This is a genomic window from Rhizobium sp. 10PS4 (assembly GCF_032464805.1).
Lineage (GTDB): Bacteria > Pseudomonadota > Alphaproteobacteria > Rhizobiales > Rhizobiaceae > Rhizobium > Rhizobium laguerreae.
Genome location: NZ_JAWDIW010000011.1, coordinates 216,331 through 228,846, shown reverse-complemented (window position 1 = coordinate 228,846; position 12,516 = coordinate 216,331). Strand labels below are relative to the sequence as shown.

Here is a 12,516-nt window from a genome sequence, read left to right as displayed (position 1 = left end):
CCTGCTGCACGTTGGGTCGGGCGTCATAACATTGGCTTCATGGCTGCGAAATCGGGCAAGGCGCCGCTCGCGTAGCCGACCGCCCCGAGCGAGCCGATGGCGATCCGGCCGTCGCGGATCGACAGGAGCGGTCCATCGGCACCCTGCTCGTAGAGATCGGGATGGGCCGCGGCAAAGCGCGCCTTCTCGGCCTGCGGCGCACCCTGCATGCCGGCGACATAGTGATGGCCGTTGCGCTCGACATGAGAGAGGCCGAGCAGCGAGACCAGCGCCAGATCCTGCTGCACGGCAAGCCCCGCCTGGCAGGTCAGATCCTCGCCCGAAAGGAACAGTCCCGGCACGGTTCCGGTTCTGATGCGGATCGCCTTCATGAGCGAACGGTAGATGCCCTTGCAGGTCTTCGAGGAGACGCCGGTATATCCCAGCCGCCTGGCACCGGCGAAGGCGCCGTCGCCGTCGTCGCTCTCATCGATCAGGAAGAGCAATTGCGCCGCCAGGTCCCCCAGCGACGTTTCCATGGTGATCGCGCGCGAGAATGGCTGTTCGACAAAGGCAATGGCCGCACGCAACCTCGCCAGCCGCGGCGTCGCCTCGATTTGTGCCAGCAAGGCGGCAAGCTGTTCGGCGGCGCCAAACTGTTCGTTGCCGTCGACCGTCACCCGATAGTCGGGCAGGCGGTCCAGCACGGCGGCGATCCTGGTCAGGCGGTCGATATCGGCATCGATCGTGCCCGAAAGCTTGATCTTGAACCAGCGGTTGCCATAGCGTGTTATCACCGCCTCGAGGCTTTCCGGCAGGCCGTCGTCGACGGGATGGACGATATCGCCCTCGGTGATCGGATCGACAAGCCCGATCGTATGCCGGGCCGAGATCGCGCCGGCAGGACGAAGATCGGAAAGCACCGCCAACGCTGCATCCACGTCGATATCGTCGGGCAGCATGGGGCCGCCGATGCCGACGAGGTTGCTCCGCACCGCCTCGAAGAAGGAAATGCCGGCAAGGCGGCAATAGGCATCGAGCGCGGCGCGGGCGATCAGCGAAGGGCCGAAACAGGCGGCCAATGGATTTCCAGGCAGGCGCCGCACGGTCTCCATCTCGTTCAGGCGGGCGGCGGCAAACAGTGTCGCCGGCGCAGACGGTTCGAGCGAAGCAGCCGCAGCGGTACGGATCGAGGTGCGCAACTGATCGACATTTTGCGCCGGCGTGAAGGCCGGATTCTTGTCGAACCATTTCGGCACCATCATCTCGGCGGCCGCACCAAGGGCGGTTCGCCCCTCTTCATCCTCGACGCGGACCCTGAGGAAGGCTTGCGGCGCCTTTTCGAGGGTTGCCGCACCAAAGCGGAACGGCAGGCGCAGCCTGATATCGCGCTCGAAGGCGTCGATCTCGATGATTCTGATACGCGGCGCCGTCACGGAACCTCCAATGTTTCTGTCCACGGTCATGCCATCCGGTCGAGCATGGCGCGCGACACTTCGTGATGGAGCGGCTCCCCGCGAAGCAGCCGGCCGATCTCGTCCACCATGGCCTGGCCTTGGGCGAAGTGCGCCTCTTCGGTGTGACCGGCGGCATGCGGCGAAATGGTGACATTGGCCAGTGCGGGATCGCGGAAGGGACTGTCCGGAGGCAGCGGCTCGTTGTCGAAGACATCAAGAGCCGCTTCGATACGGCCGGAGTGGATCTCGGCGAGCAGCGCCGCCTCGTCGACCAGCTCCGCGCGCGCCGTGTTGATGAACAGCGTGCCGGGGCGCAGTAGCGCCAGTTCGCGGGCACCGATCATGCGGCGCGTTTCGGGCAGGACAGGCGCATGCAGAGAGACCACATCTGCCTGGGCCAGCATATCGTTCAGCCCGGCTCTGAAAACGCCGAGCGCAGCAGCCTCGGTATCATGGAGAAACGGATCGACGACCAGTACGCGGCAGCCGAATGGGACGAGCAGCCGCATGACCGCCCGCCCGACATATCCGGCACCGACGATGCCGACCGTTCTGGCGCCAAGCAATCTCTGCGGCACGGCCGCGCGGACGTCGAGCCATTCGCCACCGTTGCGCAATTGATGATGCAGCCGATGAATGCCGCGCATGGCGAGCAGCGCTTCGGCGACGACGAACTCGGCAACCGAGGCGGCAATTTTCGAGGCGGCATGGGTGACGCGAAGGCCATCGTCGAACAGACGGGCGGGAACGAGTGTTCGGACGCTGCCTGCCGAATGGGCGACGAGGGCGAGTTGCGGATGGCGTTGGCGCGCGGTGGGATCGAAGGGCGGCGTGCCCCATCCGGTGAGGCACGCGACAGCGCCCTGCAGCAGCTGGTCGACATCGGCAGCGTCGATTGCGGCACCGGTCGGCCAACGCACCTCGCCAAGAGCGTTCAACTGGGCAATCGCCACATCGTCCAGCATCATCCGGCGGGTCTTTTCGGTCAGCAGTACGGCGATAACGGGAGCCTGTTCAATCATGGTTCTACTCTTTCGCTGCGGCGACCAGGCGCCGGAGATGGGCAAGATCGGCGCGGACCTTGTCGAGCGCCTGCTCTCTAGAGACGCGGTATTGGGAATGCATCGAGAGCACGCCGGCAAATTCTGTGGCCACCAGATGCGGGACAATTTCGTTCCAGGGCACCATGCCTTCGTCGAGCCCGTACCAGTCGGAATGCCAGGCGCGCTGGCCGTTGGATCCGTAAGCGCCGGGCGACCAACCGCTGTTCTTGACGCCCATGCAGCAGAACCACGGATCGAGAATATCAAGGGTCAGACGCCAATCCTCGCTCCCCTCGCGAATGATCTGATTGGCCGGATCGGGATAGGCGCCTATCCTGATGGGATCACGCCCGGCCAGCAATCGCACGGCGAGCGCGCCCGAGCTGTGCAGGGTGCCGCCGTGAAGCTGGATCGTCAGCTTGATGCCGAAGCGTTCGGCCAGGCGCTCGAAGCCGTCGAGATCGCGCCGCGCGTCATCGACCTGGACCTGCCAGCGCCGCGACGGGTCGTAGCGCCAGAAGCCAAGCCGGACCTGCCCGATGCCGGCCTCGCCGCAACAACCGAGCAGCCGGGATGTGGCGTCGTCGGGCTGCGTGGAATCGATTGTCGCCATCGGCGTGCGCAGGCCCTCCGCGGCAAAGAACTTTACCGCATTGACGATCTCCTCCGGCCTGTCAGGGGAAACGGCGTGGCCATCGCGAATAAGGAGATCGGCGCAATCGAACCCCAAACCGGCCGTAATCTCGGCCGCCTTCGCGAGCGGCAGACCTTCCAGGGTCTTGGTGAAGTAGGCGATATCCATGGATCAGATCCCAGGCAGAAAGGCATTGTTCATGAGCGGGAGAGACAAAGTTCGCTGCGGCGCCCGAATGCATCGCGGGCGCACACCGCATAACGCACGCCCTGCGGCGGCGACATGTGCAGGAATGCTGTCGAGATCAGCGGCGCCGGACTGACCTTTTCAAAAGTCCCCCCATCGGTGCTGACCAGGACATCGTAGAAGATGGCCGGTCCGGCATCGCCGGCAGCCCAGAACAGCATGCGCTCCTCCCGACCGCCAAGACCGAGGTAGCGTTCGACGACAAGGCCGGCAGGTGCCGCCGGGGGCGCGCCGATATCGGGAACGATTAGCACCTGCGTCAGCGACGGCAATGGCACATCGAGGTCGACACTGATCCGGCCTTCGTCGCATTCGACGACGCTGATCGGATGCAGCAAGGCGGGCTCCTGCGCCCGGCGCATTTCGGCGAACTGCGCTTCATCAGGTGCGGGCGGTGCGCCGACCGGCTCGAAGGGGCCGCGCGGGTTGCTTTCGTCGTGCTGGGCTTCCCAGACCTCCATCGGGTTGGTGAATTCCTCGTCGATGCGCAGCAGGCAAAGCGCGTGGCGGCCGGGAACCAAACCGCTCACCTCGAGACGGACGGCGGTCCGGCCCGAACGGTTGATGGCATCGACGCTATGGATGAGGCTGATGGAAACACCGCCACCCGGCAGCCGCGTCGGCAGGATCGCCAGGCCATCCTGGTCTGGCGCAAGCGGCGGTTCGGCCGTCACCTTGCAAACGGTATCGCCAAGCGTTGCCAGCAGTTCCATCGATGTGAGGCCAGGCTTCTTGATGATGTCGAAGGGCGGCGCCCTGTCGACATCCGTGACCAGCATGTCCAGATTGGTCTTGTGCTCCCACTGCGCCTTGGTGAAATTGCGCGAACCGAAATAGGCAAAAATCGTGCGCTGGCTCCAGCCGCCGATAAAGGCGTGGTCATTGCTGAGGAAAGTGAAATTCGCCGCTTTCGGGGCGATGATGCGCCGGTCGTGCTGTTCGATGATGCGGGCGATGATCCCGGCGTAATAGGCTTTGCCATGCCAGCTATGGTGATCGCTCCAGCCGAGCTGCGGATCGCATTCATCGTTGATGATGGGCAGGCCCGCGAGGCGCGGGTGATGCTCCTTGAGGTAGTCGACGACGAGAAGCGTGCGGTCGACGATACCGTGGGTTTTCGGGGTCAGGTCTTCCTTGCTGCCGTTGACGCCCTTTTCGTGGATCGAGATGTAATCGAGGCGCGGCGGGCCATCGCCGGTCAGGCAGCTCGTGCCGCTGTCGCAATGGGCCATGAGGGCGCGAAAGATCGGCGACAGCGTGCGAGCGGTGCCGGGTCCGCCCATCGGCAAGGTGGGATCGATGGCGTCGAGCCCGGCGACGCAGGCGTCGTAGTAGTTGGTGTAACCCTTGATCCCGTAGGTCCACCAGCCGGAATCGGCCTCGTTCGTCGTTTCGAAATACCATGTACGCAATTCGTCCATGCCGTAACGGGCGCCATAGCGGTCGACCGTTGCCGTCACGAGATCCCGCCAGCGCCTGACCTGATCCATGTCCTCATAGTCGGTGAAGAGGCCCGATGGGTTGCCCATCAGCTCGAAAAACGGCTTCAGGCGGTGTTCGATCATCACGTCGAGCGCGCGGTCGAGCAGCGACCAGTCATAGCCGCCGCCCCTCGCACTCAGCAGATTGTAGAGATAATGCACCCGCAGGAACCGGATGCCCTCATTCGGCAGGCCGCCGATATAGGCAAGCATCTGCCGCATCTCGGGCTCGAGCAGCAGCTCGGCCGGCGAAAAGCCGGTGCCGCGCCAGAACCGGTTGAACGGGCGTACCGCTTCACTGGCATCAACGTTTATTCGCGTACGTTCACGCATGGGTCGTCTCTCCTTGGGCGGAAGGTTGGCAGTGCGCCGCACTATTGGCGCACGAAGCCAGGAGCCGGATTATTTGAACTTGTCGCGCATCGCATCGATGCCGGGTATGGTTTTGGTCAGATGCTGATGGGCGGGATCGAAGCGCTGGATCAGCCCCCGGCGATGCTTGCCGACGAGAATGGTGAAGATATAGCCCCGGTGCCCCGGCGAGGTGACCGTCGGGTGGTAACCTCGGTCGACCAGGACAGTGTCGCCGTTGCGGGTCATGAGGATCTTGACCGGACCGTCGTCGTCATAGGTGATCTGGCTGCCGAAGCCGGTCTCGGGCTGGAAGCGGTAGTGATAGAGTTCTTCGTGCCGGGTCTCGACATCGCCGTCTTCGGTATCGTGCTTGTGAGGGGGATAGCCGGACCAGCACCCCTCGCCGGCATAAAGTTCGCTCACCAGCAGGTTGCCGCAGCGCCCGTTCTGCCGTTGGCCGAGCAGATGGACGATCCGTCGCTGGCTATGCGTATCCGGAGAGCCGACATTGACCGCATCGACCTCATCCGGCGTGATGCGAAACGCGGCGTAGCGCGTGTCGCAGAGGCCGCCGGCGATGGCGACTTCCGCTGCCGCGCCACGAGCCGATATCCGGACATTGGCGCCGACGGGCGCGTAAACCGAGTCCGCATCGCCTCCCCAGATATCGGCTCGCCGGCCCACCGCTTCGAACATCATGTCATCGACTTCGATATCCACCTGACCCGACAGCACGACGTAGAGGCTTTCGTGCGTGGGCAGCCGCCGGATGTCCTGCTCGTTGGAGGCGAGCGTGACGAGATCGAAGTAGATGAGATCGAGCGTCGTGGAGGAGGTATCCACAATGGGACGCTGCTCGGAGCGTGGAATGAATTCGGGCATCAATTGAACTCCGGAACGATACGGTCGGCAAAGGGATTAAGCGTCAGGGATTCGGCGTAATGACAGGCCACTGCGTGCCCATCGGCCGTGACGGTGCGTAAGCCCGGCACCTCCTGCTTGCAGAGCTCGGTGGCGTAGCGACAACGCGGATGAAATGCGCAGCCGGGAGGCGGATGGGCGGGATCGGCAACCTCGCCCGCCAGCCGGATGCGCTGGCCGTGGCGGCGCATCCGCGGATCGGCGATCGGCACCGCCGAGAGCAGCGCTTCGGTGTAGGGATGGAGCGGGCGCGAGAAGATCTGCTCCGTCGGCGCCTTTTCGACGACCCGGCCGACATACATAACGGCAATGTTATCCGAGATATGCCGGACGACCGAGAGGTCGTGGGCGACGAAGAGATAGGTCAGACCGAACTGTTCCTGCAGGTCCTGCAGGAGGTTGATGGTTTGTGCCTGCACGCTGACATCGAGCGCCGAGACGGCCTCATCGGCGATCACCAGCCGGGGATTGGAGGCCAGCGCCCGGGCGATGCCGATGCGCTGGCGCTCCCCGCCGGAGAAAGCATGGGGATAGCGGTGCATATATTCGGGCCGCAGGCCGACGCTCTGCATCAGCTCGGCGACCCGGTGCTCGAGTTCCCGGCCCTTGGCGATGCCGTTGACACCAAGCACCTCACCGATGATGTCGATGACAGGAAGGCGCGGATTGAGCGAAGATTGCGGATCCTGAAACACGATGCGCAGGTCGCGATGGATTTCGTCGAGGGCAGAACCCGACAAAGCCGCGAGATCGACGGTGCCGCCGCTGCGGCTGCGATAGCGGATTTCGCCGCTCGTCGGCTGATAGATGCGGAGCACCGTGCGCGCAAGCGTGGACTTGCCGCATCCGGACTCCCCGACAATACCGAGTGTTTCGCCATCCTCGACACGAAGGGAAACGCCGTCGACTGCCTTGACGTGTCCGACCACACGCCGGAATGCGCCCTTGCGAATGGGGAAATGCATCCTGAGATCGTTCAGTTCGAGCAGCGGGCTTGGTTGCGTCATGGGATCGGCCATCATTGTCTTCCTTCGTAAAGCAGACAGCTGGCGACATGCCCGTCGCCGATGGCGACGGGCTGCGGATCATTTTGGTCGCACAGGCCTGCCCTTGCCTCTTTGCATCGGGGATGAAAGCTGCAGCCTGGGGGCCGGTTGAAACGCGAGGGCACCATGCCGTCGATGATCGCGAGCCGTTCGGTGGGTTGCCCGTGCATGCGCGGGACCGATTGCAGCAGCGCCTTGGTGTAGGGATGAACAGGTGCATGGAAGATCGTCTCGACATCGCCTGCCTCCACGACCCGGCCGACATACATGACGACGACCTCGTCGGCGATCTCGGCCACCACGCCGAGATCATGGGTCACGAACAGCACCGAGAGCCCGAATTCGGCCTGCAGCGAAGCCAGGAGATCGAGGATATTAGCCTGGGTGGTCACATCGAGCGCCGTCGTCGGTTCGTCGGCGATCAGCAGCTTGGGGCGGCAGGCGAGCGCCAAGGCGATGCAGACGCGCTGGCGCATGCCGCCGGAAAACTGGAAGGCATAGTTTTCCATACGCTCGGCTGGCCGCGGGATGCCGACCAGAGCCAATGTCTCTATTGCATGTTCGCGCGCCTCCTTCTTTCCCATCTTCAGATGCAGGCGGATCACCTCGACCATCTGGTTGCCGATCGTATGGACGGGGGAAAGTGCCGCCATCGGCTCTTGGCTGATCAGACCGATCTGGGCGCCGCGGATCGCCCGCATATCGTGGCCGCGCGGATCAAGCGCCGCCAAGTCGACGGAGGGTGCTGCCGGATCCGGCCGGTAGCGGATGGCCCCCGAGACGATCCGCCCTCCCCGCGGGACCTGGTTGAGGATCGAGCGGCCGGTGATGCTCTTGCCCGAACCGGATTCGCCGACGACGCAGACCGTCTTGCCGCGCGGGATGGAAAAGGAGACGCCGTCGACCGCCTTGATGGTGCCCGCACCGCCGAAGAAATGGGTCCTGAGATCAACGACCTCGATCAGCGGGTCGCGCTCCCCGTGCCGGCCGCCGGCAGCGGCAAAATTGGGATCAGTATTCATAGGGATCTGCAGCATCGCGTAATCCATCACCGAGGAAATTGAGGGCGAGCACGGTGACGATCACCGCGAGGCCCGGAAGAAACAGCCAGGGCGCGCTCGAGACGGCGAGAATGTTCTGCGCCTCCTGAAGCAGCACGCCCCAACTCACCACCGGCGGGCGCAGGCCGATGCCGAGGAAGGAGAGCGCGGTTTCCGCGAGGATCATCGTCGGGATGGCGAGCGTCACCGAGGCGATGATGTGGCTCATGAAGGACGGGACCATGTGCCGCCAGATGATGCGCATCTGCGAACAGCCGTCGAGACGGGCGGCGATGACGAAGTCTTCCGTCTTGAGCGACAGGAAGCGGCCGCGCACCACCCGCGCCAGGTCGGTCCAGCCGATCAGTGACAGGATGATGGTGATCCAGAGATAGACCAGGATCGGATCGGCGCTGATCGGGACGGCAGCCGCAAGGCCCATCCACAGCGGGATGGTCGGGATAGAGTTGATGAGTTCGATGGAACGCTGGATGACATCGTCCACCCAGCCGCCGTAGAGGCCCGAGATGCCGCCCAGGACGATGCCGAGGATGAGGCTGATTGCCACCCCGATAAGCCCCACGGACATCGAAACGCGCGTGCCGTGGACCGTCCGGCTGAAGACGTCGCGACCGAGGCGGTCGGCGCCGAACAGGTAGAATGGTTTGCCCATCTCGATCGGGCCGATCAGGTGCCGGTCGAAATCGAACAGCCCCCAGAGCCGGTAGGGTTCGCCCTTGACGAAGAAGCCGAGGGGGATGACGACGGCCGGATCGGGCACATAATTGCGGCTGAGCGCGATCGGGTCAACCTTCATCGAATAACCGTTGACGTAGAGCGGATGAAACTGTCCGGCCGCGTCGTAGCCGGCGAACTTGATCTGCTGCGGCGGCGCATAGGTGTAGCGGGAATCGTAGGTCTGCGATGAAACCGGGGCGAGAACCTCGGCAAACAAGGCGACCAGGTAGATCAAAAAGATGACGACGCCTGCCGCCAGCGCCAGCCGATGGCGACGGAAGCGCCGCCAGATGAGCTTCCACTGCCCGGCGACCGCGTCGGAATTCTGGATCAGTTCGGGCTGTAGCGCGATGGCTTGATCGGTCATTGGTCTCGTCCTTCAGCCGTTGCGAATGCGTGGATCGAGCCAGGCGAGCAGCAGGTCCGAAATCAGCGTGCCGATCAGCGTCAGCATGCTCATCAGCAGGATGAAAGTGCCGGCCAGATACATGTCCTGGGCAAAGAGGGCGTTGAGCAGCAGTGGCCCGGTGATCGGCAGGCTAAGAACGATGGAGACCACCACAGAGCCGGAAACGAGGTGCGGCAGCACCCAGCCGACGGTCGAGATGAACGGGTTAAGCGCCACCCGCACGGGATATTTCAACAGCAGCCGGATTTCGCTCAAGCCCCGGGCGCGGGCCATGTCGACATAGGGCTTGTTGAGTTCGTCGAGCAGATTGGCGCGCATGATGCGAATCAGCGCCGCAGTGGCGCCGGTGCCGAGAACGACGACCGGGATCCACATATGCGAAATGAGATCGCCGAGCTTGGCCCAGCTCCACACTGCATTGATATAGGCGGGTGAAAACAGCCCGCCGGTGCTTTGGCCGAAATACTGTGCCGAAACATACATCAGCACCAGCGCCAGCAGGAAGTTCGGGATGGCAAGGCCGAGAAAGCCGAAGAAGGTGGCAACGTAATCTCCCACCGAATATTGCCGCACGGCCGAATAGATGCCGATCGGAAAGGCCACCGCCCAGACGAAGAGCAGCGTGGTGACCGAGACCACCATCGTCAGGCCCATGCGGGCCCAGATCAGCTCGCTGACCGGCTTGTTCCAATCGAGGGACTGGCCGAAATCGCCGCGCAGCAGGATGCCGCTGATCCATTTCCAGTATTGGACGGCCCAGGGCTGATCGAGGCCATAACGTTCACGCAGCCCGGCGATGACGCTGGGATCGATCGTTTCGTTCTGGGAGGCAAGACGCGCGGTCAGCGCGGTCAGGAAGTCGCCGGGCGGCAACTGGATGATGATGAAGGTCACGACGGAAATCGCAAACATCATCGGGATCATATAAAGCAGGCGTCTGATGATGAAGCCGGCCATGGTCAAGCTCCTTCAATCGGCGATCGCCGATCGGATTGGATGATTGGGACTGGGCTGGTGTCGATGGGATGGCGCCCGCGGGCGCCATCCCTGTCGGTCGCGATCCGTTATTGCTGGTAGTAGAAGGTCTCGGGCTTTGCCGGCCCCGGCGTCATGTAGAACGACGTGCTCGGAATGACCTTCGGGACATTGCGCATATTGGTCTTGACGATTCCTACGCGGTCCGGCTCCAGGTTCGTGCCGATGACGTAGAATTCGTCACGGGTGATCGCCAGCAGTTCCTTCATCGCGGCCAACTGCTTTTCCAGCGTCGGCGCTTCCTTCACCTGCCGGTAGAGATCCATCTGCTTCTTGGCAGCGGGGCTCGGTTCTTGCGCGTTCGGATCCTTGGGGTTCTGGTAATAGAGGCCCCAGGCTGTCGCGAAGCTCGATTCGTATTCGTGCGGGAAATACCATTTTGGATCGAGCAGGCCGAGGAAGTCGTAGCCACCGCCGCCGACCCATCCAAGGCCGTCATTCTCGTTGTTCTGCAGGCGGGAGAAGATCAGCGAACGTTCGGCCGGGCGGGGCTGCATGTCGATGCCGACAGCCCGCCAGTAGCGCTGGATCATCTCAAGGGCGTCCACCTGGATCGGGCTTCCGGTCAAGGCGTCGATCGCAAAGGTAATCCGCTTGCCGTCCTGACCGAGGCGATAGCCTTCCGCGTCACGTTTGGTGAGGCCGGCCTTGTCGAGATACTGATTGGCGAGATCGACATTATACTCCAGATACTGCGTCGCCATCTTCTCGTCGTAGAGCGCAGTGCCTTCGCGCGGTGCTGCCTGATAAGGCTTGGCCTGTCCGGCATAGATCAGCTGGTTGAGCTCTTCGCGGTTGATGGCGTAGCTGAGGCCGATGCGGAAATCCTTGTTGGAAAAGACAGCCCGCAAGGCCGGATTCTTGTGGGTCTGGTTCAGGGTGATCAGTAGGGCGTTCGACCACGCCGGCCGGGCGATGAACAGGCCGTAGCCGCCTTTCTCCTGGTTCTGCACGATCACCGTACGGGCGTCCGTCGTCTCGATGAAGCGGTTCTGCATGTCGATTTCGCCGCTAATCGCCTTCAGGATGATGGCCTGGGTATCCTGCATCACATCAATGGTGATCCGATCGAAGTAAGGCAGCTGGTTTCCTGCGGTATCCACCTTGGCATAGTATGGATTGCGTTCCGCGACGACCTGGGTGGTGCCGTTATAGGGCGCGGTCAACACCCAGGCATCGAGCGTTGGACGGCCGAGATCGCGCCAGCGGCCGGGAAAGCCGATCTTGTTGTTGAAGAGCTGGACCCAGTCGGTTGCGCCGGCTGCTTTCACCAGGGCGTCGACGCCGTCGGGATTGAAATCCTTGTGGAATTGCTTGAGGTAGTGCGCCGGCGCGGCCGCCAGAATATCGGAGCCGCGCACGGTCGCCATGTTCATCAGGAACAGGCCGTTCGGCGCGGCAAACTTGAAGGCGACCTTGTCGTCGGCGAGCTTTTCGACCTTGACGGTCTCTCCGCCTGCGGTCAGCCAGTTGGGTGCGGCAGGGGTGATCTTGGTGTTGCGAAGCACGTTCTCGTTCCACCACACAAGATCGTCTGCGGTAAACGGCTCGCCGTCCGACCAGCGCGTGCCTTCCCGCAAGGTAAACGTATATTCGGTGGCATTGGCATTGACCTCGACGCTCTTGGCGATATCGGGGATCACTTCGGTCCATTCAGGATTCCAGCGGACCAGTCTTGTATAGCCGATCGAACGTTCGATCTCGCTGTCGCCACCGCCAAAGGTGGCGGTGCGCCAGGTGCCGCCGTAGGTACCGACCGATTCAAGCGGAGTGAGCACCAGCGGCTCCTTGGGCAGCCGCTTTTCGACCGGCGGCAGTTTGCCGGCATCGACGAGCGCCTTCAGTTCGGGCGACTCCTCAAAGCCGAATGCGACACCGGCCCAGCCGGCACCCATGAGGATCGCCGCGGCAACGGTCGAGACAACCTGCCGTCTTAAGATTCTGACGTGTTGCATTCTTTCCTCCCAATATTCCGCTATAGGTTATCGTTAACGTATTCTCCTCTTTCTTTAACGTTATCGTTACCGTTAAATCTTGTCAAAGAGATTCTCGGAGCCCCATCCATGCCCATATCAGCCTTGGCTTTCCCCGAAATTATGTTAGTTATCGTTATCGTAGATTCCCGCCCATTTT

At 62.8% G+C, this 12,516-nt stretch carries 10 protein-coding genes; all 10 read right to left on the bottom strand.

Features of this window, described 5'->3' with window-relative positions:
• Positions 1–23: 23 nt before the first annotated feature.
• The 10 genes from RWJ89_RS21940 to RWJ89_RS21895 all read right to left on the bottom strand — a co-directional run bounded on the left by RWJ89_RS21940 (position 24) and on the right by RWJ89_RS21895 (position 12,338).
• Positions 24–1,445, bottom strand: a complete 1,422-nt coding sequence (locus RWJ89_RS21940; protein ID WP_221980379.1) for a mandelate racemase — start codon at positions 1,443–1,445, stop codon at positions 24–26.
• A complete protein-coding gene (locus RWJ89_RS21935) occupies positions 1,442–2,458 on the bottom strand; it encodes a hydroxyacid dehydrogenase (RefSeq protein ID WP_316031425.1) in 1,017 nt (338 codons plus the stop codon). The genes RWJ89_RS21940 and RWJ89_RS21935 overlap by 4 nt, the downstream gene beginning before the upstream one ends.
• Before the next feature lie 4 nt (positions 2,459–2,462).
• A complete protein-coding gene (locus RWJ89_RS21930) occupies positions 2,463–3,281 on the bottom strand; it encodes a sugar phosphate isomerase/epimerase family protein (protein WP_221985415.1) in 819 nt (272 codons plus the stop codon).
• Between the two features lie 29 nt (positions 3,282–3,310).
• Positions 3,311–5,173, bottom strand: coding sequence for a GH39 family glycosyl hydrolase (locus RWJ89_RS21925; protein WP_221980385.1), 1,863 nt, complete (start codon positions 5,171–5,173; stop codon positions 3,311–3,313).
• Between the two features lie 69 nt (positions 5,174–5,242).
• Complete coding sequence (locus tag RWJ89_RS21920; protein ID WP_131642025.1) at positions 5,243–6,076, bottom strand: 5-deoxy-glucuronate isomerase; 834 nt, start codon at positions 6,074–6,076, stop codon at positions 5,243–5,245.
• Positions 6,076–7,134, bottom strand: coding sequence for an ABC transporter ATP-binding protein (locus RWJ89_RS21915; protein ID WP_170269508.1), 1,059 nt, complete (start codon positions 7,132–7,134; stop codon positions 6,076–6,078). The genes RWJ89_RS21920 and RWJ89_RS21915 overlap by 1 nt, the downstream gene beginning before the upstream one ends.
• On the bottom strand, positions 7,134–8,183 hold the full coding sequence (locus tag RWJ89_RS21910; protein ID WP_131665711.1) for an ABC transporter ATP-binding protein: 1,050 nt from the start codon (positions 8,181–8,183) through the stop codon (positions 7,134–7,136). The genes RWJ89_RS21915 and RWJ89_RS21910 overlap by 1 nt, the downstream gene beginning before the upstream one ends.
• A complete protein-coding gene (locus RWJ89_RS21905) occupies positions 8,173–9,306 on the bottom strand; it encodes an ABC transporter permease (RefSeq protein ID WP_077980946.1) in 1,134 nt (377 codons plus the stop codon). Before RWJ89_RS21905 ends, RWJ89_RS21910 begins: the two co-directional genes overlap by 11 nt.
• A gap of 12 nt (positions 9,307–9,318) precedes the next feature.
• Complete coding sequence (locus RWJ89_RS21900; protein ID WP_017958352.1) at positions 9,319–10,305, bottom strand: ABC transporter permease; 987 nt, start codon at positions 10,303–10,305, stop codon at positions 9,319–9,321.
• Between the two features lie 107 nt (positions 10,306–10,412).
• The gene (locus RWJ89_RS21895) at positions 10,413–12,338 is read right to left on the bottom strand and encodes an ABC transporter substrate-binding protein (protein WP_131665709.1); all 1,926 of its coding nucleotides are present in this window, start codon (positions 12,336–12,338) and stop codon (positions 10,413–10,415) included.
• Between the last annotated feature and the right edge of the window lie 178 nt (positions 12,339–12,516).

Bases quoted from the DNA above. Each gene is read 5' to 3' on its own strand.
- RWJ89_RS21900 (WP_017958352.1), bottom strand. From the start codon at position 10,305: ATGGCCGGCTTCATCATCAGACGCCTGCTTTATATGATCCCGATGATG.
- RWJ89_RS21935 (WP_316031425.1), bottom strand. From the start codon at position 2,458: ATGATTGAACAGGCTCCCGTTATCGCCGTACTGCTGACCGAAAAGACC.
- RWJ89_RS21910 (WP_131665711.1), bottom strand. From the start codon at position 8,183: ATGAATACTGATCCCAATTTTGCCGCTGCCGGCGGCCGGCACGGGGAG.
- RWJ89_RS21905 (WP_077980946.1), bottom strand. From the start codon at position 9,306: ATGACCGATCAAGCCATCGCGCTACAGCCCGAACTGATCCAGAATTCC.
- RWJ89_RS21940 (WP_221980379.1), bottom strand. From the start codon at position 1,445: ATGACCGTGGACAGAAACATTGGAGGTTCCGTGACGGCGCCGCGTATC.
- RWJ89_RS21925 (WP_221980385.1), bottom strand. From the start codon at position 5,173: ATGCGTGAACGTACGCGAATAAACGTTGATGCCAGTGAAGCGGTACGC.
- RWJ89_RS21920 (WP_131642025.1), bottom strand. From the start codon at position 6,076: ATGCCCGAATTCATTCCACGCTCCGAGCAGCGTCCCATTGTGGATACC.
- RWJ89_RS21930 (WP_221985415.1), bottom strand. From the start codon at position 3,281: ATGGATATCGCCTACTTCACCAAGACCCTGGAAGGTCTGCCGCTCGCG.
- RWJ89_RS21895 (WP_131665709.1), bottom strand. From the start codon at position 12,338: ATGCAACACGTCAGAATCTTAAGACGGCAGGTTGTCTCGACCGTTGCC.
- RWJ89_RS21915 (WP_170269508.1), bottom strand. From the start codon at position 7,134: ATGGCCGATCCCATGACGCAACCAAGCCCGCTGCTCGAACTGAACGAT.